The following is a 26,212-nucleotide window of genomic DNA, read 5'->3' as shown; positions in this document are numbered from 1 at the left end:
CCCAATATCAGCGCTGGTAAAAAAACAGAGCGTAACACACCATTACTGATTATCGCTAACGCGTAGGCGGGAAAGTCATATTGAAACAGTTATCATAATACTGCCTGATTTTGCTGAAGCGTTGCTTGTTTTGCCGGTTTTTCTTAACAACGAATACAAGATTAATGATCAAAGTGACAAAAAGAGCCAGGAGTAAAAGGGTTGTACTAATACAACGAGCAAGTGTCATAGAATCCAGCACACTGTGCAACACAACCCGACGGGTTCCACTAGTATCCTCAGATAATTCCGTGATAATTCCCGTTGTCTCAAAGGGCGTTTGCAACAACATTTCTGATAACCGCTGTAAATCACGCCACTGTTCCAACGCATTATGATCATAAGAAATGATTAACGGCATCATATATTCAACCAACTGTTTGCCTTCATCACTGATCAGCAGAACCCCTCCCGGTGAAGGGCTATTAAGCAACATTGCTGCTTTGTCTATTTCCCGATAGATAAAGGACGATGTGGTAGCATCAACTAGCTTTCCCAGCGCTTCAGCCCCTGCCGGACGCAATAAAACGTGGGTATCGTCAAACTTGCCACTTTCTGCATCTTTTAACAAAGTTACCCAATCATTGGCACTGCCAAGGTTAACCAAAGCATTCTTCAATCGAAAACAGTCTGCGTCTTTCCCACATAAGCTTTTAGTTTTCAATATGATATCAGAGAAATTATCTAACAAAATCATACCAGATTTGGAAATTTCCTGAGCAAGACCTAGATTAATTACATCACTGTTTTCCTGTAAGCGCAGTTGCTTATTAACGGTTGCAATGAGTTTAGCCGCATCTTCTATAATTTCTGATTCTGGCATTGGCAGTGGGTTAGCACTATTCCAATATATTCCTGAGCAATCGAATGGAGAAAAATGTGCGTCTGCTTTGCCATTCATATTATTTGGCGGCACATAACACATACCAACGCCTTTTGCTTTCAATACATCCCCAACTCGCAACTCCATCCCTTCCATCACATTAGCATCGGTGACAACCTTTGTACTGCTACCATGCAACCAGGCAAAACTCAGCTTCATTGGGACACTAATTGGCTGATAAAAATAGAGCAGTAACATAATAAGCAAGCTGCTACTAATCATCATCAGATTCTTTCCATAACGGTGATAAGGATAATTCTTCTCTTCATCATGCAGAGAAAGATAATGCCCTTGCCTGACTACCTGACCATTAGTGTAAATATCAATATTAGTTTTTTGATCAAGATTGTGAATAACATAAGGTTCCCAGTGAGGTGGGTAAATCAAATCAATCCCACCAAGAGAAATATTACTCATTTGCCCTTGTTCAAACTCTCCAAATAATCCCCATCGTTTTGGTATGCCGGTAAAACAATGAATATCCTGACGCCGACGTACTGAGAATGGGCAGAACAACAACCAGAAGCTAACAGCCATTAAACTGCCTGCAATCAATATCAGCCAAGGCAAAAATAATGCAGGTGAAAACAAAGCAAGGAACCAAATAAAAAATCCGAGACACAAAAATCCTCCTTCCCAAACACCCGATGAGTGATTCAACCGGTATTCTTCCGGCGTCTCTTTGCGGATACTTTGTAATCTTACGCTGGTATCATCATTTTTCTGGATCGATGCCTGTTGATGAGGCACATCTGAAACGACCAGAGCTGAAAGGAAATCCCGCTGAAAATCTTTTAAAAAATGACCATTAATCGAAATGACAAGCGGTATTGTCGCAGTATGAACTACGTCAATAATATTCTGCTGTTTGATAAAAGGCTCAAAGAAAAACGGCAAATGAACTTCTGCCATATCAATATAATAACGCCAGCTATGTGGTTCATCTGTAGCAATAGCAAACCGGGTAATGGAATTACAGATAGTATAAATCGTGTCATTTTTGCCTACCTGGGCTGGCCCTGTTTTATTGATACGATCAGTCATAACCGGAGGTAATACACGGTTCAGATAACATTCAATAGCCTGATATTCATCAGCATTAAGTTTACGACAGCTTGGCTCAGCAACAGAAGGCAGATAACGGACATTATCATGCAGCTTCCATCTGAAAATCAGAAAGGAAGCCATTATAATCAGGCTAATGATCAAGATAACCAATATAATGACCGTTACGCTCATTTCTCCCCCCACATCCATGACAATATTACTGTTTGCAGAATAACAACCACACGTTAAGTTCTGAATCAGACCATTCCCATTTTTTAATCTACTTTACAACAAGTTATGTAATCACACCCTAAACTATTTATAACATAACTCTATTCCCTATGAGGATTAAAGATAGCAGCAACAGAAATGACAAGCGATAATCACTATCATTTATTAAAATAATCGGCCATATTTAGTCAAGCTATGGAGTAGCTCTAATTTCGCCATGAAATCTAAAGTTAACAAAACAATTCATGATGCATAGATACTCAACTCAACCAATATTAATACCATCAGGGGCAATTATGAATGACCCGAAAAACCCTAAAATCTTGAACATAGAGAATATTGCCCATTCACGTTTATTCCATATTCAATCAGTAGATCTCGAATTCAGTAACGGTGTAAAACGCGTTTATGAACGGATGCGTCCGGCCAATCGGGAAGCCGTTCTGATAATCCCAGTCCTTGGAGACGAATTGTTACTTATTCGTGAGTATGCAGTAGGTATTGAACAATACGAATTAGGTTTTCCTAAAGGTGCTATCGACCCTGGTGAAAGTATCTTTGAAGCAGCTAACCGTGAATTAAAAGAAGAAGTCGGTTTTGGTGCGCAAAGAATGGAACAATTAGCCAAACTCACCATGGCCCCCTCCTATTTTTCTAATAAAATGAACATTGTTATTGCTGAGAATCTCTACCCAGAAAATCTGGAAGGAGATGAACCTGAACCATTGCCACAAATACGCTGGCCAATAGCAGATATGATGTCATTACTGGATCACGCTGACTTCAACGAAGCACGAAATGTTAGTGCCCTGTTTCTGGCACAAAAATACTTACAGCGTCGCTGAAGCTAACAGTAACAGGCACAACAGATCTTTCCCAGTTGTGCCTGTCTTATTATCAGAACAATTCCTGGCTTTCACCATCTTCAATCAAGGTTGTGCCAACTTCCTGTATCGCACTTTCTGTAGGCTGAGTTCCGTCAATGAAGTATTCACTGCGAGTATCCCCGCCTCCACCAGCAAGTTTACCTGTCCTACGATCTATCACGACAGAAACAATGCCCTGCGGAGGCGCTATGTCTTTTTCAGGAACCCCCTCCAGCGCCACTTTCATAAAGTCATCCCAAATTGGCTGTGCGCTCTTCGCTCCCGCCTCACCACCACTGGCGGCAGTACGGCCAAGGCTTCTACGGTGGTCATCAAAACCAATCCAGACGGTTGTCACAATATCCGGCCCATAACCTGAGAACCAAGCATCTTTTGAACTGTTAGTTGTACCCGTTTTACCACCAATATCACGACGTTTCAGATCACGTGAGGCACGCCAACCCGTACCAGTCCAACCCGGTTCACCAAAAATATTGGTATTCAGAGCATCATGGATCAAAAACGCTAGAGGAGTACTGATAACATGAGGAGCATATTTTTGCTCATTTCCATTACCATCAATTACCGGCACTTTTTCCAATTCAGGTAACGGCAATATCTCCTGTTGGCTAACGTGAGATTGAGCGACATTTTCAATCGAGTTTTCAGAAAGTTCGATTGAACGTGCAGTATCACCATAAATCACTGGAATATCGCATTGTAGACATGCAATCTTAGGTTTGGTCTCAAACAGAATATTTCCATCCTCATTTTCAATCTTAGTAATGAAGTAGGGATCAATCAGATAGCCACCATTAGACATCACCGAATATCCACGTACCACCTGCATTGGTGTAAACGATGGGGACCCCAAAGCCAAAGATTCTGTACGAACAATATTTTTCCCTGGGAAGCCAAATCGTTGTAGGTAGTCCGCAGCATAATCAACCCCCATTGCCCGCATTGCCCGAACCATCACAACATTCTTCGATTGCCCTAACCCTTGACGCAAACGAATTGGCCCAACGTAAGTTGGTGGTGAGTTTTTCGGACGCCAATCGGTACCCGCTCCCGCATCCCAGCGGCTGATTGGCAGGTCATTGAGCAAAGAGGCCAGCGTCAGCCCTTTATCCATTGCTGCCGCATAAAGAAACGGTTTAATATTGGAACCAATCTGACGTAATGATTGAGTGACCCGGTTAAATTTACTCAAGTTGAAATCAAACCCACCCACCAGCGCCTTCACAGCGCCATCATTAGGATCAATAGAAACTAGAGCAACATTAACTTCCGGTATCTGTGCCAGCCACCAAATATCTTTTACTTTCCGTACCCAAACCTGTTCACCCGCCTGAACCACTTCACTCACATTACGAGGAACAGCACCCTGCGTACTATCAGATCTGAACTTTCTGGCCCAACGAACACCAGCCATTGGTAATTCTACATTACTGCCATCAGCTAACATCACTGTTGCCTGATCAGTACCTGCTCTGGTCACCACTGCTGGCATTAACGGGTCATAATTTGGCAGCGTCTTAAGCTTCTTGAGGATTTGCTCCTGAGCCCAAGCTGGTTCACCCACTTTCCATAAAACTTCCTGCGCCCCACGATAACCATGACGGACATCATAATCAATGACGTTATTACGAGCCGCCTCTACAGCGGCCAACTGAAGTTTACGGGTAATGGTAGTGTAAACTCTATAACCGTCGGTATAAGCATTCTCACCATAGCGCTCAATCATGTTCTGACGCACCATCTCAGATAAATATGGAGCAGAAAAAGCAATTTGAGGAGCATGGTAATTAGCCACCAGCTTTTCACTTCTGGCTTGATTATATTGCTGCTGAGTAATGTAACCCTGATCGAACATACGACCTAAAACCACATTCCGGCGATTAATTGCCCGGCCATAAGAATAAAGCGGGTTAAAAGTAGAAGGTGCCTTTGGCAAACCGGCAATCATGGCGATCTCGCTCAGAGTCAACTCATTGACATTCTTACCAAAATAAACCTGGGCCGCAGCTCCAACACCATAAGCCCGATAACCAAGATAAATTTTATTAAGATAGAGTTCGAGGATCTCATCTTTATTCAGTAACTGCTCAATCCTGATAGCGAGAAAAACTTCCTTGATTTTACGCGTCAACGTTTTCTCAGGACTGAGAAAGAAATTTCTCGCTAGTTGCTGAGTAATAGTACTTGCCCCCTGAGAAGCACGTCCTGAACTCAGCGCTACAGATGCAGCCCGGATAATTCCTACAGGGTCAACGCCGTGGTGTTCATAGAAACGACTGTCCTCCGTTGCAATGAATGCTTTCACCATAATCGGTGGAATTTCGGACAGTGTAAGAGGCATACGGCGCTTTTCACCATACTGAGCAATAAGCTCCCCATCCGCACTGAACACCTGCATTGGTGTCTGTAATCGAACATCTTTTAATGTCGCCACATCTGGTAGCTGAGGCTCGATATATTTGTACATACCAAAAATCGAGACCGTTCCCAGAAAAATGCAACACACAACAAGGATTAGAAAATACTTTACGAACTTCACCTGAAATTTCCCATGCCACGTTAGTTGGGTGGTTTATAAACAATCGGCGCGTAGTATAAAGGTTACACAGCACCTTGAATATGGTCTTTTATTAAAATTACTGATATGGAGATCACCAATATGTACTCACCAAAGTGGTATGTCGGATTGGACATCCAAAATGGCATCGTTCGTGCCGTCGCAGCCATAAAACGCCGTGATGGTTGGCAGCTTCGCCATTGCTGGCAATATCTTTTACCTGATGTGGTTATGCCAGAAGGTCGTTTACAACGACCAGAAATATTACGTGATATTTTAAATCAATGGCGGCAGAAATTACCTAAAAAAATCAGTTTCAGACTCGCCTTACCTGTACAGCAAACGTTGCAGCGGAATCTGATTTTACCTTCAGATATTAGTCTTAAAGAGCCGGAACAAGGTTGGTTTATCAATGCCAGTGCCGAAAAACAATTTCCCTTTAACACCCGTGAATTGACATTGGATTATCGTATTATTGAGCAAAATGCCTATATCAGCGCAGCTCGCCAGAAAGACCTAGACCTCTGGCTACAATGTCTTGCACAAGCAGGAATATGCCCAGATGCCATTGACATTGCTCCCTGCGCACTTCGCTATATGGCGCAATATTCTGGCGTGCCAATTGATAGCTGGTTATTACATAGGCAACAATCCGGTTGGTTATGGGTATCTCCGGCTAATGCACCTTTTGCCTATGATTTGGTATCAGCAAATACTGTTGTCTCTCCACAACAGGTTATTAGCCAATTACCGGCCTCATCCATTACTGAAAAAAATATTTATTACAGCAGCTTCCAGCAGGAAGCTCTACCTGAAGGAACCTGCTCTTGGGACATGCTGGCAGCATTCCGTCACTATCATCCCCCACTTCCAATTCAACTAATGGAGTATGTGATAGCCGGTGGTTTAGCACTCAGACCGGATGATAAATAATGTATCAAGTTAATTTTCTACCCTGGCGACAAACACGGCTGAAACATCGCTATCGCTGGTGGGTTGTTCTTCTCTTACTGCAATTGATGTTGTGGCTAATCGTATTTATTTGGATCTCTTTTAAACAACAGGAAACGATTAACCAGCATCAAAGGCAACTGCAACAACTCAACCAGCAGCAATTACATTTGCAACAACAGATAACTCAGACAGAAGAAGCGTTCAATCTTCACAACAAGCTGGCCTATAAATTAAAGCAACAACAAACACGGCTGAAACAGAATCAGCAGCATTTGAAATTATTTAATCAACTACCGGATTTGCTTCCGGGAGGGAGTTGGCTGACAGCTTTCGATGACCATGCAGGTCAATTGAAACTCGTTGCTAATAGTCTGGATTATTCCAGTATGACATCTCTACTGGATAATCTTGAAAACAACGAACAACTTTCTGAAATTCAACTAAAAAAAATGACCACAACCGAGCAACAAATCAAGCAATTTACTATTGACGCTAACTGGCAGGCGGAGATACCCAATGATAAAAAGTGATAATTTATGGTGGTTTGCCAAACCAGTCTGGTTACTCTTTATTTGGCAGCAAACTATCATTACCCCATTTCTAATTCTGTTTTATTTTTTCTTCTGGCAAGAGAGAATTGAACAGGAAATAAACCTGACACAGAAAATAGCAGCCCAGGAAATTAATACAAAATCAACTAATGACCGACTAAATCAGTTACCTTTATTGGAAAATATACAACAACACATAAACCAAATAGAACATGAACTTAGTAAGTCATCACAAAGTACCGTGAAAATTTCCGCAGTAAAACAACTGCAACAACCATTGATGAATTCTGGTGTGCAAGTTCTTGAATGGCAGCGTAAGAAAGAAGGAGAAAAAACACTCTGGCAAATAATGATTTATTTAAACTACGAACAAATGTTGGATTTTCTTAGTGCATTACAAGCGTTATATCCACCGCTGCTAATCAAACAGTTTTCTATTTCGCCGTCAGGTGAGTCTCTAAATGTCAAAATGACCTTGTCAGAAACCTCACATGAGGAACTTTATGACTAAGAAATTTATTCTATTTATGATTTTTCTGCCCGTTATTTGTGTTGCAGAGATAAGAAATCCTTTTGCTCCCCCCATAACAGAGGCAGAAGAACAACCCATTGAGCTAATTACTCAGTCAGTCTATGAGACTGAAATTCAGTACCTTGCAACAGCATTACAATATGCAGATGCAGAAAGAATTGCCCTTAATCTCAGACAAAATATACCGGCACTCATGACAAAAGAGGGTAAAGCCGATTTTGATCCTGAAACTAACAGCCTAATTTTACAAGATACTCCCATCGCAATCGCGCAGATAAAAAGTTGGCTGAAAGAAATAGATACTCCACAGCAGCAAGTGCAGATTACTGCACATATCGTGACCAGTAGCAGAGAAGCACTGCATGAACTGGGAATTTATTGGGGAATGCCGATAGGAGAACAGCTTAATACATCAACAGGTATAAATCGCCTCAATATCAACCAAACAGCCAACGACAATATGCATCGATTTTCGCTCAATATTGCCCGTATTCACACCAGCTTACTGGAACTAGAACTCAGCGCCCTGGAACAAGAAAATCAACTGGATATCATCGCTAGCCCAAGACTGACAGCCTCACATCAACAGTTAGCCAGCATTAAGCAAGGCTCGGATATCCCCTATGTCAGTCAGGAAAAAGATAAAAGTACCGTGCAATTTAAAGAAGCTGTACTGGGAATGGAAGTCACCCCTCATATACTCAGAAAAGACAAAATCAGACTCTCTCTAAAAATTAGTCAAAATATGCCAGGAATCTCAATAAGTCAGGGAGGAGGTGAAAACCTGACCATCGACAAACAGGAAATAATGACTCAAGTCACTGTAAAAAATGGTGAAACACTTATTCTCGGTGGGATTTTCCAACAAAAAAAAGGTGAGAAAACTCAGAAAGTCCCCTATCTATCAGACATTCCTCTGCTCGGTTCACTATTTGATCAGAAAGGTCATAAACACAGCCGTCGAGAGCTGATAATATTTATCACACCTCAACTGATGGATATTTAACCACAAAAAATAATAAAACAGTTATATCAATGAATTGAAAATAAAAAAACGACTATTCAGTATGATCATGCGCAGATTTTTTCAGCTAACCCTGTTTATAGATTTGACGCTGAGTCCGATTTAGCATACAAGGGTTAGCTAATTGAGCGGTCGGGTTAACATCACAATAATAAGCCAATAAAACTAGAGCTTCTGCTACAGGAAGCTCATCATTGATTTATATAGTTGCAAAACTGGCTGGTGAACTGAGATAATTTCATCATCTGATCTCACATTACCGCTCATGAGGTTTCAGTTTAGGTCCCGCTGCTGATTTGATTAGCGGGGCGGGTTATCATTAACGAATAGTCTTAGTAATACCAAAAACATGGCAGAGAAACGTAATATCTTTCTGGTTGGGCCTATGGGTGCCGGCAAAAGCACTATTGGTCGTCAGTTAGCTCAGCAACTCAATATGGAGTTTTACGACTCCGATCAAGAAATTGAGCGACGTACCGGAGCTGACGTGGGCTGGGTATTCGATGTGGAAGGCGAAGAAGGCTTCCGCGAACGCGAAGAAAAAGTGATTAACGAACTCACTGAAAAACAAGGCATTGTACTGGCGACTGGTGGAGGCTCTGTAAAATCCAGAGAAACCCGAAATCGTCTGTCTGCCCGTGGTGTCGTAGTCTACCTGGAAACCACCATTGAAAAACAGCTAGCACGCACCCAGCGCGATAAAAAACGTCCTTTACTTCAAGTTGATGCACCAGCACGTGAAGTTTTAGAAAATTTAGCGGACGAACGTAATCCTCTGTATGAGGAAATTGCTGATGTCACTATCCGTACCGATGAGCAAAGCGCGAAAGTTGTTGCTAACCAAATCATCGAGTTACTGGAAAAAAACTGATTTAGGCAAGTCTGTACAGCGATAAATAATTAAGGCTAAAGCTGCTATGGAAAAGATAATTGTTACTTTAGGGGAGCGTAGCTACCCGATTACCATTGCACAAGGATTGTTCGATGATCCTTCTGCTTTTGCACCACTAGAAGCAGACCAGCAAGTTATGCTGGTGACGAATCAAACGCTGGCTCCACTGTATTTGGCAAAAGTAAAAGCCACTTTGCAACAAGCCGGGGTTCGGGTAGATGAAATTATTCTGCCTGATGGTGAACAGTACAAATCTCTTTCCATATTAGACGATGTATTCTCTGCTCTGCTGGAAAATAACCACGGTCGAGATACAACACTTATCGCTCTCGGCGGCGGCGTAATCGGTGATTTGACCGGTTTTGCCGCTGCCTGTTATCAACGTGGTGTCCGTTTTATTCAGGTCCCTACCACTCTTCTCGCTCAGGTTGATTCTTCTGTTGGAGGAAAAACCGCAGTAAATCATCCTCTCGGCAAAAATATGATAGGCGCGTTCTATCAGCCCGTTTCTGTGATGGTCGATCTCAATTGCCTGCAAACGCTTCCAGCCCGCGAACTCTCTTCTGGTCTGGCTGAGGTCATTAAGTACGGCATCATTCTCGACAGTGAGTTTTTCAGCTGGCTTGAAGATAATATGGATAAACTGCTGGCTCTCGACAACAAAGCAATGGCTTACTGCATCCGTCGCTGCTGCGAATTAAAAGCAGAAGTTGTCGCCGCAGATGAAAAAGAATTAAGCGGCCTGCGTGCCCTGCTGAATCTTGGTCATACATTTGGTCACGCAATTGAAACAGAAATGGGATATGGCATCTGGCTACATGGAGAAGCTGTTGCTGCGGGAATGGTTATGGCGGCAAAAACAGCCCAGCTCGCAGGGAATTTCTCTGAGCAAGACACTCAACGCATTATCCGATTGCTGAGAAGGGCAAATCTACCTGTACACGGGCCACAAAATATGCCGCCGGAAACCTATCTTCCACATATGATGAGAGATAAAAAAGTTATAGCAGGGAAATTACGTCTGATTCTTCCAACTGCAATTGGCAAAGCTGGTCTATGCTCAGATATTAGACATGATTGTGTTCTTGAAGCTATTCATCAGTGTTTACCATCCGAGAATGTGTAATTATCAATAAATTAAATGTTTTTTTGCATACATCTGGTTGTTGTGTCATAAAGTAGCTACTTTAATGACGAATTTTTATTCTAGTTAGATCAACCTACCGGACCGATTTTAATTGCAATTGGCAGTATTAGCTCTGTTTGGAGGGCATATGGACGAATTCAAATCAAAAAACGAGCAAAGGGCAGATAGTGAGTTTAAACCAGATACCTCAGATCGCCGCCCTTCACGATCACGTCAGCAATTAAACAAACCCAAGTTTGCAATCTCGCGCCAGCAAATGATGCTCGGTATTGGGATTTTAGTACTGCTACTACTGATTATAGCTATCAGCTCTGCTTTAAAAGCGCCAACTGAACATGAAAAACAGCAATCACCAAATGTTGCAGAGAAAAATATTGATTTATCGGGTTCACCATCCAAGGATGATAACCATCAATCCGTAACATCAGAGAATACCACCTCAGATACAATTAACAGGTCACAGGAAATTAATATTCCTCCTGTCAGTGGTACTCCAACACAACCTCAACAGCACCAAGTTAACAATGGCGAAAGTCAACGAATTGAATTATCAGGAAAGATTCCTGATGCTTTGATTCAGCAACAAAGTAATATAAACCATGCGGTGCAGAATCTGAATCAAACCCAACAACCGCAAACAGTAACACCGCCACCTGAGGTACAACAGAAACCGGAAAATATCCGTCCACTGAAACCAGAGGAATCGGCTAAATCAAAACCATCAACAAGTCACACTAACAGTAAAAATAATGTGACCAACACTGGCAATAATCTGCTGAAAACCCCGGTAAGCCACTACACTTTGCAATTAAGTAGTGCCAGCCGTTCAGATACCCTGACCGCTTTTGCTAAAAAGCATAACCTCATCCACTACAAAGTTTACGAAACTAAACGTAATGGAAAAACCTGGTTTGTCTTGATTCACGGTGATTACAATTCCGTTTCTGAAGCGAAGCAGGCTGTTTCATCTCTACCGGCTGAAATTCAGGCAAAGAAACCTTGGGTCAGAACGATGCAGCAAGTGCAACAAGACCTGAGAAAATAAAACAATATTTATTAGGCGCTGATATGCTGTCCTAAACAGAGTACAATCTGCGGCTCTGGAATGATTGAGTAATTAATTGACAGCATGAAAAAAAAACGCGCTTTCTTAAAATGGGCCGGTGGAAAATACCCGTTGGTAGATGACATCAGACGTCATCTGCCAGCCGGTAGTTGTCTGATAGAACCATTTGTTGGCGCAGGTTCTGTCTTTCTGAACACAGACTACGATTCTTACATCCTCGCTGATATCAACAGTGACCTGATTAATCTGTACAACACAGTAAAATTAAGGGCTAATGAGTTTATCGTTCATACGCGCCCTCTGTTTACCCAAGAATACAACACAGCCGAACATTTTTATCAGTTACGGGAACAATTTAACCAAAGCACTGACCCGTTTCACCGCAGCGTGTTATTCCTTTATCTCAATCGCCATTGTTACAACGGCCTCTGCCGTTATAATTCTCATGGTAAGTTTAACGTACCATTTGGTCGTTATAAAAAACCCTACTTTCCTGAAGATGAATTATATTGGTTTGCTGAAAAAGCCCAAAATGCGACTTTTATCTGTGAGCACTATCAATACACCTTGAATAAAGCACGGAAAGGTTCAGTTATCTATTGCGACCCTCCTTATGCTCCTTTATCAGCAACCGCAAACTTTACGGCGTATCACACCAACAGCTTTAACATTACTGATCAGGAAAATCTGGCGCATATTGCATTTAAGTTATCATCAGAACGTGCGATTCCTGTTTTGATATCCAACCACGATACGCCAATGACCCGAGAATGGTACTACCAGGCTTCACTTCATATTGTCAAAGCACGTCGTACTATCAGCAGGAATATTCTTGCTCGCAGTAAAGTAGACGAACTTTTAGCATTATATCGCTGACTGTTATCCACCCCCTTTTTGCCTTGCAATTAAGGGATGATAGAAACGATTTGGAGAAGATAATGAAAGATTTTCTAATTGCCCCATCCATTTTATCTGCGGATTTTGCGCGGTTGGGTGAAGATACCGCTAAGGTACTGGCAGCAGGTGCTGACGTCGTTCACTTTGATGTCATGGATAATCATTATGTTCCTAACCTGACTATCGGGCCTATGGTCTGCCAGGCTCTACGAAATTATGGCATTACTGCACCAATTGATGTTCATCTGATGGTAAAACCGGTTGATCGCATTATCCCTGATTTCGCCAAGGCAGGAGCCACTTACATTACCTTCCACCCAGAAACTAGTGAGCATATTGACCGTAGTCTACAACTTATCAAAGAACATGGCTGTAAAGCAGGTCTGGTATTCAATCCTGCAACTCCATTAAGTTATCTTGATTATATCCTGGATAAACTAGATATTATTCTGTTGATGTCGGTAAATCCTGGTTTTGGTGGCCAATCTTTCATTCCTGGAACACTGGATAAGCTACGTCAGGTTCGTAAAATCATCGATAAAAGCGGTTATGACATTCGTCTTGAAGTAGACGGTGGTATTAAGGCTAGCAATATTGCAGCGGCAGCAACCGCTGGTGCAGATATGTTCGTTGCTGGCTCAGCCATCTTCAGTCAGCCAGATTACAAAACAGTAATTGATAATATGCGTAGTGAATTGTCAAAGGTATCTCATGGCAAATAAGGTATTAAAAGGTATCCGTGCTATCGCCTTTGATCTAGATGGTACATTAGTAGACAGCGCCGGTGGTCTAGCCGATGCACTGGATCAGGCACTGTTAGCTAAAGGTTTTCCCACAGCGGGAAAAGAGCGAGTTGCTGTTTGGATCGGTAACGGTGCAGACATTATGGTCGAACGTGCACTGACATGGGCTAAAGTCAACTTGACTGCACAATTGCATAAAGAAACCCGTGAGCTGTTTGACCATTTCTATGAAACAACCGTAACAACAGGTAGTCAGTTGTTCCCGGCAGTCAAAACCACATTAAAAGAATTGGCAAAACACAACCTGCCAATGGGTATCATCACCAATAAACCCACCGCTTTTATTGCCCCTCTGCTGGCCTCTTTAGGCATCAGTGAATATTTTTCATTGGTACTAGGTGGTGACGATGTTAAAGAGAAAAAGCCACACCCAGCACCTATTTATCTAACAATGGGCACATTCGGACTACGTAAGGAAGAATTGCTCTTTGTCGGTGATTCTCGTAATGATATTTTAGCGGCGCAAGCGGCAGGTTGCCCTTGTGTTGGTTTAACCTATGGATATAACTACGGTGAATCTATTGAATTAAGCAATCCAGACTACCTATTAACGAATTTCTCGGATCTGCTATCCACAATTGGACTCCCATCTTTGAAACTTCAGGAAGCATAATAAAATGAGTGAACCCACTGTATCTGAAAAACCAAACTCCCAAAAACCTATTGTATTCAGCGGCGCACAACCTTCCGGTGAATTAACCATCGGTAACTATATGGGGGCGTTACGTCAGTGGGTTAAAATGCAGGATGATTATGACTGCATCTATTGCATCGTCGACCAACATGCAATCACTGTCCGCCAAGACCCAAAAGAATTGAGAAAACGCACTCTGGATACATTGGCACTCTACCTGGCTTGTGGTATTGATCCGAAGAAAAGCACCATTTTTGTTCAGTCCCATGTACCACAACATGCTCAATTAAGCTGGGTTCTGAACTGCTATACCTATTTCGGTGAACTCAGCCGTATGACTCAGTTCAAAGACAAATCAGCTCGTCATGCCGAAAACATTAACGCAGGTCTGTTTGATTATCCAGTACTGATGGCTGCGGATATTTTGGTATATCAAACAAACCAAGTTCCGGTAGGTATTGATCAGAAACAGCACCTTGAACTGAGTCGTGATATCGCTCAGCGATTTAACGCTATCTATGGCGATATATTCACTGTACCAGAGCCATTTATCCCAACAGGTGGCGCTCGTGTTATGGCTCTGCAAGACCCAGAAAAGAAAATGTCCAAGTCAGACGATAACCGCAATAATGTTATCGCCCTGTTGGAAGATCCAAAATCAGCTGCTAAAAAGATCAAGCGTGCAGTTACAGATTCGGAAGAACCCCCTCGCGTTCGTTACAATCTGGAACAAAAACCAGGTGTTTCTAACTTATTGGATATCTTAGCAGGCGTTACTGGTAAAACCATTCCTGAACTGGAAGCTGAATTTGAAGGCCAAATGTATGGTCATTTAAAAAGTGCTGTAGCTGATGCAGTTTCCGGTATGTTGACTGAATTACAGGAGCGTTTCTATCATTTCCGCAATGATGAGGCTCTACTGAATAAAATCATGGCAGAAGGTGCAGCCAAGGCAAAAGCCCGTGCCCAAATTACACTAGATAAAGTGTATGAAGCTATTGGCTTTATAGCCCACCCTTGATAGAGATAAATGTGCACGTTTACCACGTGCACATTTCAAGCTGCCGATAAACCCATTTAAAAACAAGATGTATCTTCTTAGAGGTTCCACGCTCAAACCGCCGAAAATTCCGTCTGGCCTGTAATTGGAATTCCAGATCAGAGCACTCAAAATCTTTGTTCTCTCCTGTTGTTTGTTAAAAACGCCCTGAGAGGCATCAGGACGTTTTTACAGCGGGTGTTAGGATTAATGTGAATCCCGGTGAAGACAACTCCTGGCATTCACCTGTTTTAAAAACTGACTCTGAATCCCGCTGTTGCATAGATCGGAGTTTCTACCTTGTTACCTTTCTGATAGTTAACTTCAGTATAAACCAATGCGTTACCTCCCACGTCTGCAGTTACACCGAGACCATACTTACCGACGTTGCCAGAATAGTTACTGTCGAATGAAACGTTGTTGATTTCTATCTCATTATTCTTGATAAACTCACGGGATACTGCGGTTTTCGCGTAAGGTCTGACGCTGTGTTCCGCAATACTGAATTCACTTTCCAGCAACGTACCAACCTCACCCCGTAAACTGTTGGCCGCATGGACATTTGCTTCCATGCCATTATCCAGTGAGTAGTCAGCCTTTCCTGTACGGGAATAAGCTACTTTGCCGTAAGGTGTCAGACTGAACGCATCCGTTAACTTGATGGAATATCCTGCCTCCGTTGATGCGGTGATCGTATTCTGGCTATAATTTCCTTTGACGCTGTTACCGCTGTTCATGTTTGTACGTACCTCATTGCTGAGGTGGTTCGCTTTCAACAGAGTGTCCATGTATAAACCAGAATTATCGAACCATGTGGTGTAAACCCCACCACCATAACTTCGGATATTTCCATTATTTGTATTGTCTGATTTGATGTTGCTCTTGCTGTAAGATGTAAAAACGCCAAGCAATAAAGTTCCGTTACTAAATTCTGTTTTTTTATCTGCACCGAGCTGCATACCGTTTAAATTTGAATGGAACGCGCTGTAACGTTTGTCGTTCAGGCGAGAATTATCACTCAGATAACGAGTCCATACTCCTATACTTCCATCATTGCGGCGCAAATCGCCCATTCTTTGGCGCAGGGTGCTGGTTTCCGTTTCGAGGATATACCATGGAGCCGTTGCCATGTTAATGACTGCACGTGCGCTGTTACTCAGTACAGGATGTGGAACAACAGATGGTGTTAAAGGTGCGCTATTGTTTCCTAGTGGTGTATCTGTATTTGTATCAGATGGCGTATTCGTCTCCTGTGGTGCCAATTCCCCTAGTTTTCCGCCCACCAGGTACCATTCAGTATGTCCGTTCTCTGTTTTGTTATGCAGTTTGTATTGCCAGACACCTGCTTCGACAATCCCGCCATTATTCAGTAAATTAAAGTGCGCATCACCGCTGTTGATATAGACCAACTGGACGTTTTTTGGATTAACGACTTCCCGACCGCTATCATTTACCTGTAAACCAAACTTACCGGAAGCACGTTCTGATACATATATTTTGTCGCTAAGGCCATCAGCCAGACTGGTAGTCAGATAAAAATTACCTTCGCCGGAGAGATTTTTTAACTCGAGACGGTTAAACTGCACACCGGAAGCATATGCTTCCATTTTTAATTTACTACCAAGTTGCATTGTCAGATTATCAATGCGAGTCACCAGTACAGGGCCAGGTTTTTCAGGTAGTGGAGCATCCCCATCTTCACCGTCGCCCGTCCATGCTGAGGCAATATCCGCAACTCCAGCAAGTGTCAGGTTTTCGATATAGACATTTCCTGCGGGAACCGGGGAGTTAACGGAAACGTTGGTAAAATACATGTCATTATTATCAATGGATAATTCAGCATCTTTACCAATAAATAACTGCCCGAATGAGACTGAACCCGCACCCATATCGATTCTTCCGCGACCATTGACAGTCGTGTTCTGGATAACGGGATTACCCAGAGTATTGTTATAGCCAAATTGGCTCATCTGAATATGAGAGTTGTCTTCAACCACCGTATCGGTGGCCTGACTATCCCCTTGTATTCTGAAGATAGTATCGCCTGTAATCTTAATCCGTTGTGTTTTTGTTTGCTTATCTAAGGTGAGATCGGCGTCATTATAAGTAGTATTAGGTTTGATTTGTTCATTATCTAACCTATCCCAACTCCATGCGGTATTAGACAAGCCGATAAGAAATGAAGCGATTCCGATTGATATTGCGCTTTTCTTATAATTATTAACTTTCATAAAGTTACATCCCTATAGAATCTAAAGAGTTATTACCAAATCTGGTGTATGAAACTTTCAGATAATGCTCTGATGTTTCATTCACCCCTGTTCACCGTCATCAAATGGCACATTGTTGTGCCGCTGAGGTCAGCAAATAAGTCTTCATCAAAGCTTAATCCCGGCGATCAGCCTATCGATATCGATAGGCATATTTCCGCTTTGTAGTAAACTGATTAAATAATCGGCCCCGAAAAATACGGGGAGGGAAAACACCGAATGAATTATTTAAGAGAATACGAACATGTTTACTTCCCGATTAACGATTTTACACCTGTTATGTGAATATACCCCTGATAAAAAAATCATTAATCACTTATTTTTATCTTTATTGATTAAAGCTTTTACCCTGTTTTTTCATGACAAGCCTCCCCTCTTGCTTCTAAATACCATGAAAAACGATAGTCCACATGATCTAACCTGAGCAAGTCAGGCTCTGTGAAATAAATAAAAAGCGCTAAATCACAAAGTTAAACCATTTGGTAGTAACAAAATTCGATGAAAAGGTATTTAAAACTGCCAGTACAAATTTTTTTATTGATGAAAATCTGGTGGTAACAGTCGAGATGCCAAAAGTCAGCAATCAATGTGCACGTTTACCACGTGCACATTTTATTATTTCCCAAACAACCTGCGATTAAAATCTTCAATCTTTCCAAACCTTACCCTTTTTTGCATAGTAAAGCTCCAACTGGCAGAAAGCGCGGCTGCGCTCATTAAACGCCGATACTGCTCTTCATCAAATGGCATATTAAAAGCAATAGCTATCGCTTCTTTAACTGAAACATCGCTATTACGAGAAACAAGAACAAGAGGCTCATCCGGGCTGATATTTCCCGAAGCAATGACTCTATAAAGCCAGCCACAACGGCCACTCTCCTGCATAATGACAGAAAAATTGCTGATACCGGAATGAGAATTGAGTTTATAACAAGGTGAACGAGGCTGAGTTACCTGAATCATTGCCTCTCCCCAACTGAAAATATCACCTATACAAACATTTTCTTCAGTCAGCCCAATTGTAGAAATATTTTCACCAAATTCCGGCGCAATAAAAAAATCTTCCTGCTCTGGAAATTGACGTTTCCAGAAATCATAGTGTTCTCGAGGATAATGACAAAGCGCCCGATCAGTGCCTCCGTGGAAACGAGTTTCAGCCTGTTCATCACCTTCTAATCCGAGACAAGTCAGATGCAAGCGGCCATCAACCATCCGTTTGTTAATTGCACTGGCAGACAGTTTTTCTGATATTTCAATTTTGCCTGTATATACCTGCGGATAATGCATAATTCACTTTCCTTAAATTGAAATCAGCCCGGCATCATCATAAACCAATACCTTAGCCAATAAAAATGCCGGCAGTAATATCAGCCGGCATAGCAGAAAAGAGAAAATGGGTTAGAAAGTTATTTCACTTTTGCCTGATAGCGGTCTGCTGCTTCATCCCAGTTAACAACATGCCAGAACGCTTTGATGTAGTCAGGACGACGGTTTTGATACTGCAAGTAATAAGCATGTTCCCAAACATCCAGACCAATAATCGGATAGCCAGATGCACCAGAAATAGCTTCACCCATTAATGGGCTGTCTTGATTAGCAGTAGAAACAACCGCCAGTTTACCATCATCTTTCAGTACCAGCCACGCCCAACCAGAACCAAAACGGGTAGCTGCCGCCTGCTCAAATTTTTCTTTAAAAACATCAACACTACCGAAATCACGTTCAATAGCTTCTTTCAATGGGCCTTTCAGCGTTGTTTCTAATTTCAGTCCCTTCCAAAACAGACTGTGGTTAGAATGACCACCAGCATTGTTACGTACAAAAGTACGTTTATCCGCTGGTATCTTATCTAATTGCTGGATCAAATCATCAATATCAAGCTTTGCTAGCTCAGGGAAAGCCTCCAGAGCACTATTGGTATTATTAACGTAAGTCTGATGATGCTTGGTATGATGAATTTCCATCGTCTGCTTATCAAAATGAGGTTCCAGAGCGTCATAAGAATAAGGAAGAGAAGGTAATGAATAGCTCATATCATGTACTCCAGTCATATAAGAATGATTCCAAGTCCACATCTCTGTGAACAACATGATCATTATAGTTAATTAAATATTATTGGAAATGATTATCAAAACCATAGTCTCACTATGGTTTTATCATGCAACTGTGTTTCAGTGACTTATCAGCCAATTTATCTATATTTAACATTATTATTGGATTAGGATTTTAAATTACTATTTTTGCTTAGCGATTAAACCTAAATAAACCTGCCACACTAAATGACAATATTGTGAAAAATATTCTTTTTATTGCGTGATCTTCCGCGCAAAAAAAAAACAAAAATTCTCTTTACACTTTAGTTAACTTTGTTTTGACATAATATTAACATTCGCAAGGAGAATATAATATGACCCAAATAATGAAATATCCCATTCCTGCTACCATTGCAGAACATACCCTGATGAATAAACAACAATATCAGCAAAACTACCAATTATCACTGCAAGATCCCGAAAGGTTCTGGGGTGAAAACGGTAAAATCGTTGACTGGATTAAACCCTACACCAAAGTAAAGAATACCTCTTTTGATCCCGGACATATCAATATCCGCTGGTTTGAAGATGGAACACTAAATCTAAGCGCAAACTGTCTCGATCGTCATTTAAAAGAGCGTGGAGATCAAACCGCTATTATTTGGGAAGGCGATGATCCAACAGAATCCAAAACTGTAACCTATCGTGAACTACATCATGATGTATGCCAGTTTTCTAATGCATTGAAAAATATAGGTATTAAAAAAGGCGATGTTGTTGCTATTTATATGCCGATGGTGCCAGAAGCTGCCGTTGCTATGTTGGCATGTGCCCGTATTGGTGCTATCCACTCTGTTATTTTCGCAGGTTTTTCTCCTGATGCAGTATCTGGACGTATTATTGATTCAAATACCAAACTGGTCATTACCGCCGATGAGGGTTTGAGAGCAGGACGTGCCATTCCTCTAAAAAAGAATGTTGATGATGCATTAAGTAACACAGCTGTTGTCAATGTATCCAATGTGATTGTTTTCAAACGCACGGGAAATATTGGTAACTGGCATTCTGGTCGAGACCTTTGGTGGCACGAATTAACAGCAGGCGTTAGTGCTGACTGTCCAGTTGAAGAAATGAATGCAGAAGACCCTCTATTTATTCTCTATACCTCCGGCTCTACAGGTAAACCTAAAGGCGTGTTGCACACGACCGGGGGCTACCTTGTATATGCATCCCTAACATTTAAATATGTATTTGACTATCATCCGGGTGAAATCTATTGGTGCACAGCAGATGTCGGTTGGGTTACTGGGCATAGTTATCTTCTCTATGGGCCACTTTCCTGTGGTGCTATTACTCTGATGTTTGAAGGTGTACCAAACTATCCTTCAGCTAACCGTTTAAGTCAGGTTATTGACAAACATCAGGTTAATATCCTGTATACAGCGCCAACAGCGATTCGTGCCCTGATGGCAGAGGGAGATAAAGCCATTGAAGGAACGAAACGTACTTCCCTACGTATTATGGGATCAGTTGGTGAACCTATTAACCCAGAAGCATGGGAATGGTATTACCAGAAAATTGGTAATAAAAAATGCCCGATTGTTGATACCTGGTGGCAGACAGAAACCGGTGGCTTCATGATAACGCCACTACCAGGAGCAACCGAACTAAAAGCAGGTTCCGCAACTTTACCTTTTTTCGGTGTTCAACCAGCACTGGTTGACAATCTTGGTGAGCCATTAGAAGGTGCTTGTGAAGGAAATCTGGTTATTACTGATTCCTGGCCAGGACAAGCACGTTCACTGTTCGGCGATCATGATCGTTTCGAACAAACCTATTTTTCCACCTTTAAGGGCATGTACTTTAGTGGTGATGGCGCACGCCGTGATGAAGATGGCTATTATTGGATCACTGGCCGTGTTGATGATGTGTTGAATATCTCTGGTCATCGTCTAGGTACTGCTGAAATTGAATCTGCTTTAGTTTCTCATCCCAAAATTGCAGAAGCCGCTGTCGTAGGTGTCCCACATAACATCAAAGGGCAAGCAATTTATGCCTACGTCACGTTAATTCACGGCGAGGAACCTTCTCCAGAATTATATACCGAAGTCCGTAATTGGGTACGTAAAGAAATCGGCCCAATCGCTACACCAGATATCCTGCACTGGACAGATTCCTTACCAAAAACTCGTTCAGGAAAAATTATGCGCCGCATCCTGCGCAAAATTGCCTCCGGCGATATTAGTAACTTGGGAGATACTTCAACACTGGCAGATCCAGGAGTAGTAGAAAAACTATTGGAAGAAAAACAAACAATGAGTATTTCGTGACAGACAATGCCGCCACAAGGCGGCAGTAATCAATTAATATAATAAATATAAGAGGATATACTCTAATGAATGACGCCATTTACCAAGGGATTGAAAATAACCCTCGTTTCAAAGAATTAGTTAAAAAACGAGGCCGTTTTGCATGGTTGCTATCAATAATTACATTGGTTCTGTATGTCAGCTTTATTTTCATCATTGCATTTGCACCCGAATGGCTAGGTACTCCCCTTTACACAGGCTCCCATATTACCCGTGGGATACCAGTTGGCATTGGCTTAATTGTTATTTCATTCATCTTAACCGGCCTATATGTAATCAGAGCTAATAGTGAGTTTGATTCCCTTACCTCACAAATTCTCAGTGAGGTAAAAAAATGAAAAAATTTTTGCTGATAGTCATACTACTATTTTCTAATCTCACTTGGGCCAACGCAATCTCTGGGAACGTAGAAAGGCAACCGGTCAACATTCAAGCCATTATTATGTTCATCCTGTTCGTTGGCTTCACACTCTATATCACTTACTGGGCTTCAAAAAGAACACGCTCCCGCACCGATTATTACACCGCAGGCGGACGTATTACTGGATTCCAAAACGGAATGGCAATTGCAGGTGATTTTATGTCCGCAGCATCATTCCTTGGAATTTCCGCCCTAGTCTATACATCTGGTTACGATGGACTGATTTACTCTATAGGCTTCCTGATTGGCTGGCCCATTATTCTGTTTCTGATTGCCGAGCGATTAAGAAACCTTGGACGTTATACTTTTGCAGATGTTGCTTCTTACCGGTTACAGCAACGTCCAATCCGTACATTATCTGCAATTGGCTCACTGGTTGTTGTTGCTCTTTATCTTATCGCTCAAATGGTTGGAGCAGGTAAGCTTATCGAATTACTTTTTGGTCTGGATTACCACATTGCAGTCGTATTGGTTGGCATCCTAATGGTGTTTTATGTTCTGTTTGGCGGAATGTTGGCTACTACTTGGGTGCAAATTATCAAAGCCATTCTATTGCTGGCTGGCGCCACCTTTATGGCTCTTATGGTCATGAAAGCAGTCAACTTCAATTTCAACACACTGTTCAAAGAAGCTGTTGCCGTTCATTCAAAGGGAGAAGCTATCATGAGTCCTGGAGGATTAGTTTCTGATCCGATCTCTGCACTCTCTCTGGGCCTTGCGTTGATGTTTGGTACTGCTGGCTTACCTCATATTATTATGCGCTTCTTTACCGTAAATGATGCCAAAGAAGCACGGAAAAGTGTTTTTTATGCTACTGGTTTCATAGGCTATTTTTACATTCTGACTTTTATCATCGGCTTCGGCGCTATTTTACTCGTTAGCCCAAACCTTTCATTCAAAGATGCCACAGGTGCTCTTATCGGTGGTACTAACATGGCGGCAGTTCACCTTGCTAGTGCAGTTGGAGGTAATTTATTCCTTGGCTTTATCTCCGCAGTAGCTTTTGCCACTATTCTAGCCGTTGTAGCTGGTCTGACACTGGCTGGTGCATCAGCTGTATCACATGACTTGTACGCAAATGTCATTAAACACGGTAAAGTCAATGAACGAGATGAATTAAATGTATCAAAAATTACTGTTGTGATACTTGGGTTTGTCGCAATCGGATTAGGTATTTTATTTGAGAATCAGAACATCGCCTTCATGGTTGGATTGGCATTTTCTATTGCTGCAAGCTGTAATTTTCCAATCATTCTGTTGTCTATGTACTGGCGTAAACTTACAACCCGAGGTGCATTAACCGGAGGGTGGCTTGGGTTAATCACAGCTGTGGTTCTGATGATTCTCGGTCCAACAATTTGGGTTAGCATTCTCGGCCATGAAAAACCAATTTATCCTTACGAGTATCCAGCACTATTCTCAATGATTGTCGCTTTCACTGGTTCATGGCTATTTTCCATTACCGATAATTCACTACAAGGTATACAAGAAAGAGAACAATTTAGAAATCAGTTTATTCGATCACAAACAGGGCTTGGTATCGCTCAAGGAAAAACACACTAATACGATTTTATACCCAACCTCTCCTTCGGGAGAGGTTGTTTTATTAAGAAGCATTCCAAATTCAGAGCTATTTCACAAATTAAGCTCTTGTTTTATTCTTAGGTTAATGATTAACTTTTTATTTCAATTCGCTACCTAACATTATTAACCAATATGCGAAATAAATGGTCTATTCTTATTGTCTTCGTCCTCGCTATATTGCCAATAATTTTCATTGGCAATATGACTAATGAGTATAAGTTAAAAATAGTATTATTGGGTTTCTTGCTAGCAGGTACTAACGCTTTTTTCTATCATTTAAAATATTTTAAACCTTTAGTTGTACTTACCTCTTTATTATGGTCGATCAATACATCCACATCATTTTTTTTCTCCAACGAACACCAGATAAGTTTTTCCTCAACTATTGCAAATACTTTTATCAATACGAATAGCAATGAAGCTGTAGGTATGTTGTCTTACAATAAATACTATGTATTCTTCTTTATTTTCATGCTGTTAATATATTTCTTATCTATTCGATGGCTCTCAAAAAATATAGATAACCGATTACTTAAATCCAGTGTATGGGCTTTGTTCTTTGCCTGCCTATTAGTACCTATTGATTATTATATTTCAGGAAAAAAACATTCCGGGAAAATTATTTTGTCAGAACACTTTTTAATGGGAACACCATTCTATAACTCATCAGCAATGGTAAGGGCAATATACGAAAATCAACAAATCAGGAAAATCGGATCTGTTAGAGTAAATTTCAATTATATACAAGAAGACAAGGATATTGATCTTTATATATTACTGATAGGAGAATCAGCAAGAAGAGACCATATGTCCCTGTACGGTTATGATAAAACTACAACACCAACGTTGGACATGATGCGAGAAAATATGCTGATATTTAATCAAGCTATTTCTCCAGCACCAGTGACTATATTATCCGTACCTATTTCACTTTCTAACATCACCTTATATCAGCTTAGAAATAAAACGCACTATGCCGACAATATTATATCATTAGCTAAAGATGCCAGATTTAAAACAATCTGGATAAGTAACCAAGGGAAAGCCGGGAAAAGTAACAGTCTGATCACAGCTATTTCTAATATGTCTGATAATCAAAAATGGAATAAATATATTGGATATGATGAAGAGTTACTACCCTATTTAGATGACACACTAGAACAGAAAGGTAAAAAACTTATCATCATGCATATCTACGGCAGTCATGAACCATCCTGTAACCGATTTCCAGACAATAAACTAATTTCCTTCTCCTCAAATGAGGATGACAACTGCTATGATAGCTCAATAGCTTATACAGATCAGTTAATAAGAAAAATAATTAACAAAATCAAAGGAAATAAAGCATCTATTCTCTATTTTTCAGATCATGGATTACAACGTTTAGATAAAGATGGCAATATTCGTTATCATCATGGTGTCAGTAATCCACGAAAAGATGCTTATAATATCCCTCTATTTATCTGGTATAACAATAATGTTAATCCACAATATCGCCACACCGGCGTGATAAACACCCACTTCTCAACTTCAGATAATTATTACCTTATTAGTGACTGGCTAGGTATTCACCATAAATCTCCAGAACACTGCCGCTCTCCATTAAGCAACTGTTTTAAACCGTCAAAAGAATTAATGGTAATAGATGGCAATAAAAACCTGATGCAATACAGCAATCTCCCCGACGAAAAAGATATCAAAGCTTCAGGTAAGTGATTTCTAGATGCTCAGATCTATTGCCTCTAGCATCAACTTAAAAGAATAATTCGTAGACATAAGATAAGGATATAACTAATCCGTAATTTTTAAAACTCTTAATGCAATAGTAAGCCATAATAACGGGCTAGCTTTAGCATTCGCCATTGTCTATCAGCCTGAAGAAACCGGGTTTCAGTTATTTTTCGGGCCGGCTATGACTATAACCGGTTTTAATGATTCACAGGCAGATAAGCTGCCGGACTCTTAAAAAGCCGCCATCGGATGAAAACCCAAAACCGCTAAGCGAGTTTCCACATCCACATCAGCCGGTTACCTAGCGCATACAGACTTTACCCACTGGGAGCCGTCCCATGAGCGATTGTGCAGGCAATTATCCGAATGTTTGACTGCATGAATGCCTTCAAACCGGCTCAACCGCGCAGGATACCCCAGGCGAGCCGACATGTCATCGCGTCTCTGACCCCCAAACGCAAACACCCCCAGCTTACGCTGAGGGGGTTCACCGGATTTAAAGCCTGGCAGTGTCCTACTCTCGCATGGGGAGACCCCACACTACCATCGGCGCTACGGCGTTTCACTGCTGAGTTCGGCATGGGGTCAGGTGGGACCACCGCGCTATCGCCGCCAGGCATA

21 protein-coding genes and 1 rRNA gene are annotated in these 26,212 nt (G+C 41.5%); 16 read left to right on the top strand and 6 right to left on the bottom strand.

Annotated elements, in window-relative coordinates; translation table 11 throughout:
* Window positions 1-55 precede the first annotated feature (55 nt).
* Complete coding sequence (locus tag EAE89_RS17325; RefSeq protein WP_149617402.1) at window positions 56-2,161, bottom strand: IgaA/UmoB family intracellular growth attenuator; 2,106 nt, start codon at window positions 2,159-2,161, stop codon at window positions 56-58.
* Window positions 2,162-2,496: 335 nt separating this feature from the next.
* Between EAE89_RS17325 and nudE the strand changes: the two genes are divergently transcribed.
* Window positions 2,497-3,045 carry an ADP compounds hydrolase NudE gene (gene nudE / locus EAE89_RS17320; RefSeq protein WP_214086306.1) on the top strand — a complete coding sequence of 183 codons (549 nt, stop codon included), beginning with the start codon at window positions 2,497-2,499 and terminating at the stop codon, window positions 3,043-3,045.
* A gap of 52 nt (window positions 3,046-3,097) precedes the next feature.
* Here the strand turns inward: nudE and mrcA are convergent, their stop codons facing one another.
* Window positions 3,098-5,626: a peptidoglycan glycosyltransferase/peptidoglycan DD-transpeptidase MrcA gene (gene mrcA, locus EAE89_RS17315; protein ID WP_054478716.1), complete on the bottom strand. Its 2,529-nt coding sequence runs from the start codon at window positions 5,624-5,626 to the stop codon at window positions 3,098-3,100.
* 120 nt (window positions 5,627-5,746) lie between these two features.
* Here mrcA and pilM point away from each other — a divergent pair, with 120 nt between their 5' ends.
* From pilM to trpS, 11 genes are all read left to right on the top strand, one after another.
* Window positions 5,747-6,577 carry a type IV pilus biogenesis protein PilM gene (gene pilM, locus EAE89_RS17310; protein ID WP_054478714.1) on the top strand — a complete coding sequence of 277 codons (831 nt, stop codon included), beginning with the start codon at window positions 5,747-5,749 and terminating at the stop codon, window positions 6,575-6,577.
* Entirely contained in the window at window positions 6,577-7,128 is a 552-nt protein-coding gene (locus tag EAE89_RS17305) for a PilN domain-containing protein (RefSeq protein WP_244866560.1), read from the top strand. Before pilM ends, EAE89_RS17305 begins: the two co-directional genes overlap by 1 nt.
* Window positions 7,115-7,660 (top strand): hypothetical protein, encoded by a 546-nt coding sequence (locus EAE89_RS17300; protein ID WP_214086305.1) that lies wholly within the window; start codon window positions 7,115-7,117, stop codon window positions 7,658-7,660. The genes EAE89_RS17305 and EAE89_RS17300 overlap by 14 nt, the downstream gene beginning before the upstream one ends.
* Window positions 7,653-8,687 (top strand): type IV pilus secretin PilQ, encoded by a 1,035-nt coding sequence (gene pilQ / locus EAE89_RS17295; RefSeq protein WP_054478708.1) that lies wholly within the window; start codon window positions 7,653-7,655, stop codon window positions 8,685-8,687. Before EAE89_RS17300 ends, pilQ begins: the two co-directional genes overlap by 8 nt.
* Window positions 8,688-9,054: 367 nt before the next feature.
* Window positions 9,055-9,576, top strand: a complete 522-nt coding sequence (aroK, locus tag EAE89_RS17290) for a shikimate kinase AroK (protein WP_012776266.1) — start codon at window positions 9,055-9,057, stop codon at window positions 9,574-9,576.
* A 46-nt stretch (window positions 9,577-9,622) separates the two neighbouring features.
* Window positions 9,623-10,723 (top strand): 3-dehydroquinate synthase, encoded by a 1,101-nt coding sequence (gene aroB / locus EAE89_RS17285; protein ID WP_214086304.1) that lies wholly within the window; start codon window positions 9,623-9,625, stop codon window positions 10,721-10,723.
* A gap of 148 nt (window positions 10,724-10,871) precedes the next feature.
* A complete protein-coding gene (locus tag EAE89_RS17280; RefSeq protein WP_054478704.1) occupies window positions 10,872-11,789 on the top strand; it encodes an SPOR domain-containing protein in 918 nt (305 codons plus the stop codon).
* An 84-nt stretch (window positions 11,790-11,873) separates the two neighbouring features.
* Window positions 11,874-12,686 carry an adenine-specific DNA-methyltransferase gene (gene dam, locus EAE89_RS17275; protein ID WP_054478702.1) on the top strand — a complete coding sequence of 271 codons (813 nt, stop codon included), beginning with the start codon at window positions 11,874-11,876 and terminating at the stop codon, window positions 12,684-12,686.
* Between the two features lie 62 nt (window positions 12,687-12,748).
* Window positions 12,749-13,429, top strand: coding sequence for a ribulose-phosphate 3-epimerase (rpe, locus tag EAE89_RS17270; RefSeq protein WP_054478700.1), 681 nt, complete (start codon window positions 12,749-12,751; stop codon window positions 13,427-13,429).
* Entirely contained in the window at window positions 13,419-14,123 is a 705-nt protein-coding gene (locus tag EAE89_RS17265; RefSeq protein WP_054478698.1) for a phosphoglycolate phosphatase, read from the top strand. The genes rpe and EAE89_RS17265 overlap by 11 nt, the downstream gene beginning before the upstream one ends.
* 4 nt (window positions 14,124-14,127) lie before the next feature.
* Complete coding sequence (trpS, locus tag EAE89_RS17260; protein WP_054478697.1) at window positions 14,128-15,165, top strand: tryptophan--tRNA ligase; 1,038 nt, start codon at window positions 14,128-14,130, stop codon at window positions 15,163-15,165.
* A gap of 269 nt (window positions 15,166-15,434) precedes the next feature.
* On the opposite strand, the gene EAE89_RS17255 is transcribed toward trpS, so the two are convergent.
* The 3 genes from EAE89_RS17255 to sodA all read right to left on the bottom strand — a co-directional run bounded on the left by EAE89_RS17255 (window position 15,435) and on the right by sodA (window position 19,486).
* Complete coding sequence (locus tag EAE89_RS17255; protein WP_214086303.1) at window positions 15,435-17,414, bottom strand: autotransporter outer membrane beta-barrel domain-containing protein; 1,980 nt, start codon at window positions 17,412-17,414, stop codon at window positions 15,435-15,437.
* 654 nt (window positions 17,415-18,068) lie between these two features.
* Window positions 18,069-18,740, bottom strand: a complete 672-nt coding sequence (gene yiiM / locus EAE89_RS17245; protein WP_054478693.1) for a 6-hydroxyaminopurine reductase — start codon at window positions 18,738-18,740, stop codon at window positions 18,069-18,071.
* A gap of 119 nt (window positions 18,741-18,859) precedes the next feature.
* A complete protein-coding gene (gene sodA / locus EAE89_RS17240) occupies window positions 18,860-19,486 on the bottom strand; it encodes a superoxide dismutase [Mn] (protein ID WP_054478691.1) in 627 nt (208 codons plus the stop codon).
* Between the two features lie 374 nt (window positions 19,487-19,860).
* Here sodA and acs point away from each other — a divergent pair, with 374 nt between their 5' ends.
* The 4 genes from acs to EAE89_RS17220 all read left to right on the top strand — a co-directional run bounded on the left by acs (window position 19,861) and on the right by EAE89_RS17220 (window position 25,576).
* Window positions 19,861-21,816 (top strand): acetate--CoA ligase, encoded by a 1,956-nt coding sequence (gene acs, locus EAE89_RS17235; RefSeq protein WP_054478690.1) that lies wholly within the window; start codon window positions 19,861-19,863, stop codon window positions 21,814-21,816.
* Between the two features lie 65 nt (window positions 21,817-21,881).
* On the top strand, window positions 21,882-22,193 hold the full coding sequence (locus tag EAE89_RS17230) for a DUF485 domain-containing protein (RefSeq protein ID WP_054478688.1): 312 nt from the start codon (window positions 21,882-21,884) through the stop codon (window positions 22,191-22,193).
* Window positions 22,190-23,839, top strand: a complete 1,650-nt coding sequence (gene actP / locus EAE89_RS17225; RefSeq protein WP_054478686.1) for a cation/acetate symporter ActP — start codon at window positions 22,190-22,192, stop codon at window positions 23,837-23,839. The genes EAE89_RS17230 and actP overlap by 4 nt, the downstream gene beginning before the upstream one ends.
* 222 nt (window positions 23,840-24,061) lie before the next feature.
* On the top strand, window positions 24,062-25,576 hold the full coding sequence (locus EAE89_RS17220) for a phosphoethanolamine transferase (protein WP_235525453.1): 1,515 nt from the start codon (window positions 24,062-24,064) through the stop codon (window positions 25,574-25,576).
* A gap of 516 nt (window positions 25,577-26,092) precedes the next feature.
* Here the strand turns inward: EAE89_RS17220 and rrf are convergent.
* Window positions 26,093-26,208 (bottom strand): 5S ribosomal RNA (gene rrf, locus EAE89_RS17215).
* Between the last annotated feature and the right edge of the window lie 4 nt (window positions 26,209-26,212).

This window comes from Photorhabdus heterorhabditis, from assembly GCF_018448905.1.
GTDB lineage: Bacteria > Pseudomonadota > Gammaproteobacteria > Enterobacterales > Enterobacteriaceae > Photorhabdus > Photorhabdus heterorhabditis.
This window is presented reverse-complemented; position numbering and strand designations above follow the sequence as displayed.